Origin of the sequence: Spirillospora sp. NPDC046719, from assembly GCF_040645715.1 — a bacterium.
Taxonomy (GTDB): Bacteria; Actinomycetota; Actinomycetes; order Streptosporangiales; family Streptosporangiaceae; genus Spirillospora.
Genome location: NZ_JBEYYT010000530.1, coordinates 1 through 5,541, shown reverse-complemented (window position 1 = coordinate 5,541; position 5,541 = coordinate 1). Strand labels below are relative to the sequence as shown.

Sequence of the window (5,541 nt, the reverse complement as noted above, 5' to 3'; positions counted from 1 at the left end):
GGGCGCGCAGCATGCGCTCGCGGGCCATCTCCCTGGCCTGGTCGGCCCGGTCGCGGGCCATCGCCTTGACGTCGGCCTTGGCCGCCAGCGCCTCGACGGTCTCCCCGAGCTCCTGGCGGGCCCGGTCGACCTCCTGGCGCAGTTCCTCGGTGCCGGCGTCGGCGCCGTGCCTGCCCTGGGTGGTCATCGGTGCGTCGCCCTCTCCTTCAGGTCGTGGACGGTCATGCGCGCCTCGTCCATCGCCCGTTCGGGTTTGGCGGGCGTCGCCCGCTTGGTCTGCGCCATGCCGAGCAGCGCCAGCACGCCCGCGACCGCCACCAGCGCGCCGCCGATGATGAGGGCCGACGCCCACACCGGCAGCACCACCGCGATCGCGGCGATCACGGCCGTGAGCAGCGCCGCCGCCCCGAACAGGCCGACCAGCGCCGCGCCGCCGAACATGCCGGCGCCGGTGCCGGCGTGCCGGCCCTTGTCCTTCAGTTCCGCCACGGCGAGCCGCAGTTCCGCGCGCATCAGCTCCGAGACCTGCTGCGTCGCCTGCCGGACGAGCTCGCCCGTCCCGGCCTCGCTCCTGTTCCCGTCGTGGACCGCGGGGGCGCGTCCGGTGTCCTGCCGGGACGCCCCGGTGATGTCGGCGGCGCTCCGGCCGTCGTGTGTCCGCAGGGTGCTCATGGCCTCAGGCCCCCTCCGCGTGCCGTCGTTTCGAAGCCTGCGGCAGACCCGTTCCCCCTGGTGGGGACCTAAACGTGGGACGCGGCGCGCCGGGCCCCTAGCCGCGGCCGACGAACGAGGGCATCGCGGTGGCCATCACCGTCATGAACTGCACGTTGGCGTCCAGCGGCAGGCCCGCCATGTACAGCACGGCGTCGGCGACGTGCCGGACGTCCATCACCGGTTCGGGCCTCACCGACCCGTCGGCCTGCAGGGTGCCGGACCCGAACCGGCCGGTCATCTCCGTCGCGGCGTTGCCGACGTCGATCTGCCCGCACGCGATCCGGTGCGGGCGCCCCTCCAGCGACAGCGTCTTGGTGAGGCCGGTGATCGCGTGCTTGCTGGCGGTGTAGGCGGCCGACAGGGGGCGCGGGGTGTGCGCCGACAGCGACCCGTTGTTGATGATCCGGCCGCCCCGCGGGTCCTGCTCCTTCATCATGCGGAACGCCTGCTGGGCGCACAGGAACGCGCCAGTGAGGTTGGTGTCGAGGACGGTCCGCCACTCGCGGTGCGAGAACTCCTCGACCGGCTGCGGCGCGCCGAACACCCCGGCGTTGTTGACCAGCAGGTCCAGCCGTCCCCAGCGCTCGGCGACGGTGCCGAACAGCGCCTCGACCGACGCGGGGTCGGTGACGTCGGCGGGGACGGGCAGTGCCCGGTCCCCGGCGTCGCGGGCGCGCGCGGCGGTGTCCGCGAGCGGTGCGGCGCGGCGCCCCGCCAGGCACACCCGCCAGCCGCGGTCCAGCAGGGCGACGGCGACGGCGGCGCCGATGCCCGAGCCCGCCCCGGTGACGAGCGCGACCGGTTCCCCGCCGGGCTTCCGGCCGGGGCCGGTTTCATGATCGGACACGGGTCGAGCCTCCCTCGCCGACGTCTCACATGTCAAGATCAGCGTTCACGATACGGATGCACTCCGGCGAACCGCCACATCGCGGTCACCGCCGACGCCGCGTCCGGTCCGCGCCCGGCCCGTGCCCGTCTGGCCGGTACCGGACCCGGCGTGCGTGTCCAGAGTCGGCCACCGGGTCTTGTGGGCCCGCTGAGGCGGATCTACCTTCCGCGCGGGCGTTGCTCCCAGCGCCCGTCCCAGGCGACGACGAGCAGATCCTCACCGCCGCCGTCCGGCTCCACCGACCCTCCGAGGAGCTCCCCCCGATGACGACCCGCACAACGATCACCGCCGCCGCGCTGCTGCTCGGCGCCGCGCTCGCCACCGCGCCCGCGGCGCACGCGGCGCCCGGCCCGGCCGCGCAGCCCGTCCACCCGATCTCGCCCGGCGACCCCTACGCCGCCTGCACCGCCGGCGCCAGCCCGGACGGCACGGTCTACCCGGGCGCCGAAGTGGAACCGTGGATCGCCGCCGACCGGCACCGGCCCGGCCGCGTCATCGCCGTCTACCAGCAGGACCGCTGGTCCGACGGCGGCGCCAAAGGCGTCGCCGCCTCCTACAGCCGCGACGGACGGCACTTCACCAAGACCACGCTGCCGTTCAGCAAGTGCGCCCCCGGCGGCCTGAACTACGAGCGCGCCTCCGACGCCTGGGTGGACTTCGGCCCCGACGGCGTCGCCTACGCCAGCGGCCTGGACTTCGACGTGTCCACGGCCCGCAACGGCGTCGGCGCCGCCACCTCCTACGACGGCGGACGCACCTGGACCCGCACCACCCAGCTCATCGACGACACCGACCCGTCCATCGTCGACGACAAGAACTCCGTCACCGCCGACCCGCGCCACCCCGGCACCGCCTACCAGGTGTGGGACCGCATCGACCAGGTCACCACCGGACCCGGCGCCCACTACACCGGCCCCTCCTACATCGCCATCACCCGCGACCACGGCCGCACCTGGACGCCCGCGCACCCGTTCGTGGACACCGGCGCGGTCCCCAACTCCCAGACCATCGGCAACGTCATCGTCGCCGACGCCCGCCGCGACGTCCTGTACGACTTCTTCGAATGGCAGACCTACAGCGGCGTCGACGCCACCGAGCCGGTCGACCTGCACTTCGCCGTCGTCACCTCCAAGGACCAGGGCCGGACCTGGAGCAAGCCCGTCACGGTCGCGCCCGACACCTCCGTGCCGGAGGTCGACCCCAACGCCCCCGACGACCCGTCCAAGGCGCTGCGCGGCGGGGCCAACCTCATCAGCGCCGCCGTCGACCCGCAGACCGGCGAGCTCTACGCGACGTTCGAGGGCGCCGACCCCACCGGCTCCTACGACCAGATCCAGCTCGTCCACTCCACCGACGGCGGCCGCACCTGGTCGGCTCCGGTGCGCGTCAACGGGGCGCCGGCGGCGCCCGCCTTCACCCCGTCCATCGCGGTGAACGACCGCGGCACGGTCGCTATCACCTACGTCGACCTGCGCTACCTGCGCCCCGGCGACACCACCGCGCTGCCGGCCGCCATGTGGTACCTCACGTTCCCGCGCGGCGGCGAGAACCGCCCGTCCGAGCGCCGCATCTCCCGCGTCTTCGACTGGCTGAAGGCGCCCTACGCCGGATGGGGCCACTTCCTCGGCGACTACGAGAGCGTCGCGGCCGCCGGGCACGGGTTCCAGCCCGCGGTGATCGAGACCAACGACACCGGACCCGGCGTCAACAGCACCGACCTGTTCACCGGGATCTTCGGCGCCGGTCCGGCGGCAGCAGCTCCGGCGACGGCGAGCCCCGCACCTCGCGCCACCACCGCCCGCCATCTGAACGCCCACCGCGCCCGGCACTGAGCAGCACACGGCACTGAGCAGCACACGGCACTGAGCGAAGGGGCCGCCGGCGACGCCCGGCGGCCCCTTCCGCGATCGTCAGAGGATCGCGGTCTCCGCGCCGTCGACCAGCAGGACCTGGCCGTCGCGCAGCGACCGGTGCGGGACGCCTTCGCCCCGGTAGCGGGCGGCGACGGCCGTCAGGACCTCCGACTCCGGATGCCCGGGGGAGTCGACGTGGGGGACGAGCGCGTGATCGAGGACGCCCAGGCCGTCCCAGACCGGCGGGTCCCCGTGGACGCGGGTCACGGCGTCCGGGTCGTCGCACGCCTCAAGGCCGCGCAGGCTCGGCGCCAGCACGCAGCCGCCCGCGCTGTACCCGGCGTAGACGAGCGCGTCGCGGCCGAGCAGGCCGGTGAGCGCGGCGTCGGCGCCGCTGCGGGCCAGCGCGTGGCGCAGCACGAACGCGTTGCCGCCCCGCGCCCACACCAGCGGGAAGCGCGCCAGCTCCGCGGCGATGGCGGAGGCGGGCCGGCCGAAGTACCGCCGCAGGTCGATCTCGGTCGGACGCAGCCCGAGCGCGGTCAAGGCGGCGATCTCGCTTCGCACCCCGGCCCGCCGGCCCTCCGCGGACTCCGCGTCCAGAGCGTTGGCGATCACCGCGGTCTCGGCCCCCGGCGTCGGCAGCAGGCCGAGCAGCCGGTCGGGGTGCCCGCCCATCCGGAACGACGACAGATACAAGCGCACCCGACGACTCTAATCGTCAGGCCGTGCTCACCCAGTCGACGCGGTGCCCCTCGGTCGGGTCGGGCGTCTCCCAGCGGCGGACGAGCCGGTCGATGACCGCGTCCGGAACCGGCGCGTCCCGGCCGCGGTTGCGGTCGCGCAGCACCGCCGGCGGCGCCTCCAGCGCCACCAGCTCCACCCGGCCCTGGTAGCCGGCGATGAGACCGGTGCACTGCTCGCGCTGCGTCCGCGACACGTTCGTGGCGTTCCACACGAACGACCGCCCGGCGCGCAGGTGCCCCCGGGCCAGCTCGTGCGCGGCCGCGGCGACCGCGTGCTGGTCGCCGGCGGGCGACACGCCCATCTCGGTGCGCAGCCGGTCCAGGCTCACCACCGGCACGTCCGGCCGGTTCGCGGCGATCCAGTGGTCCTTGCCGACCCCCGGCAGGCCCGACAGCACCGTCACCGTGCAGCGGGTGTCGTCGTAGGCGGCGTAGTCGGGGTCGCGGTCGTCCTTGCGGAAGTACCAGAACCGCGCGTGGTCGGACGGGAACGCGCGCGGCGCGTCCAGGCACCGCTGCTCGGCGCAGTACTCCCCGTACAGGGCGACGTTGTCCAGCAGCTCGTCGGTGTCGGGGCAGATCCGGCCGAGGATGTCGGCCGACGCCAGCAGCACCAGGTCGTCGTTGCGGGCCAGCAGGCTCACCCGGAACGCGATCTTCTGCAGGTCGGGGCGCTCCAGCGCCCAGAACGGCACCTGGTGGTGGCGGATCAGCGCGGCGACGTGCTCGCGCCACGCGACCGGCGCGCCCATCTCCCACACGATGCGCCGCACCATCAGGTCGCCGCGGCGCGAATGGCCGCGCGCGGTGATCCGGCCGTCGTCCTCGGTGCGGGTGCAGTGCGGCTTGGCGATGTCGTGCATCAGCACCGTCGTGAACAGCCGCACCCGCTCGTCCTCCGGACGCGCCCGCCACTGCGGGAGCGCCGCGAGCGCCTCGCACGCCATCCGGGTGTGGACCTCGACGTCGCCCTCGCCGTGGAACACCGCGTCCTGCGGGACGCCCGCCATCTCGCGCACCCACCCGAACGCCTCGCGGATGTCGTCCCACCGGACGTCCCAGTGCGGCGGCGCCGGGCACAGATCAGCGAACACCCGCATACAGCACCTCCGGGTCGGCCAGGCCGTTGGCGACGATCGGACGCTCCTGCCAGTGCGTCCCCGAGTCGAGGATCGCGGTCAGGAAGCTCGGCCGGACCCACTTGTAGCGGTCGACCGTCTCCCCGTCCTCCTCCACCTTGATGTAGAGGCCCTCCATCTCGTCGGACTTGTCGGTCTCGGCGGCGACCCGGTCCGGGGCGGCGCCGCCCGCGCGCGCCGCCGCGCGGCGCGCGGCCCGC

The 5,541-nt window shown here is 74.6% G+C and carries 6 protein-coding genes and 1 pseudogene; 1 reads left to right on the top strand and 6 read right to left on the bottom strand.

Annotation, left to right across the window (positions count from 1 at the left end; all coding sequences use genetic code 11):
* The 3 genes from ABZ914_RS45120 to ABZ914_RS45110 all read right to left on the bottom strand — a co-directional run.
* Positions 1–187 (bottom strand): DUF3618 domain-containing protein (locus ABZ914_RS45120; RefSeq protein ID WP_500200845.1); only part of this gene is annotated, 187 nt, incomplete at its 3' end.
* Positions 184–672: a phage holin family protein gene (locus ABZ914_RS45115; protein ID WP_500200844.1), complete on the bottom strand. Its 489-nt coding sequence runs from the start codon at positions 670–672 to the stop codon at positions 184–186. The genes ABZ914_RS45115 and ABZ914_RS45120, both read right to left, overlap by 4 nt.
* A gap of 97 nt (positions 673–769) precedes the next feature.
* The gene (locus ABZ914_RS45110) at positions 770–1,561 is read right to left on the bottom strand and encodes an SDR family oxidoreductase (protein ID WP_500200843.1); all 792 of its coding nucleotides are present in this window, start codon (positions 1,559–1,561) and stop codon (positions 770–772) included.
* Between the two features lie 305 nt (positions 1,562–1,866).
* On the opposite strand from ABZ914_RS45110, the gene ABZ914_RS45105 reads away from it, so the two are divergent.
* Entirely contained in the window at positions 1,867–3,435 is a 1,569-nt protein-coding gene (locus ABZ914_RS45105) for a hypothetical protein (RefSeq protein ID WP_500200842.1), read from the top strand.
* Positions 3,436–3,513: 78 nt separating this feature from the next.
* Here the strand turns inward: ABZ914_RS45105 and ABZ914_RS45100 are convergent, their stop codons facing one another.
* The 3 genes and pseudogenes from ABZ914_RS45100 to ABZ914_RS45090 all read right to left on the bottom strand — a co-directional run.
* Complete coding sequence (locus tag ABZ914_RS45100; RefSeq protein ID WP_500200841.1) at positions 3,514–4,161, bottom strand: Type 1 glutamine amidotransferase-like domain-containing protein; 648 nt, start codon at positions 4,159–4,161, stop codon at positions 3,514–3,516.
* Positions 4,162–4,177: 16 nt separating this feature from the next.
* A complete protein-coding gene (locus tag ABZ914_RS45095) occupies positions 4,178–5,302 on the bottom strand; it encodes an AAA family ATPase (protein WP_500200840.1) in 1,125 nt (374 codons plus the stop codon).
* A pseudogene (locus ABZ914_RS45090) lies at positions 5,286–5,541 on the bottom strand (RNA ligase family protein); the annotation flags it as partial. The pseudogene ABZ914_RS45090 and the gene ABZ914_RS45095, both read right to left, overlap by 17 nt.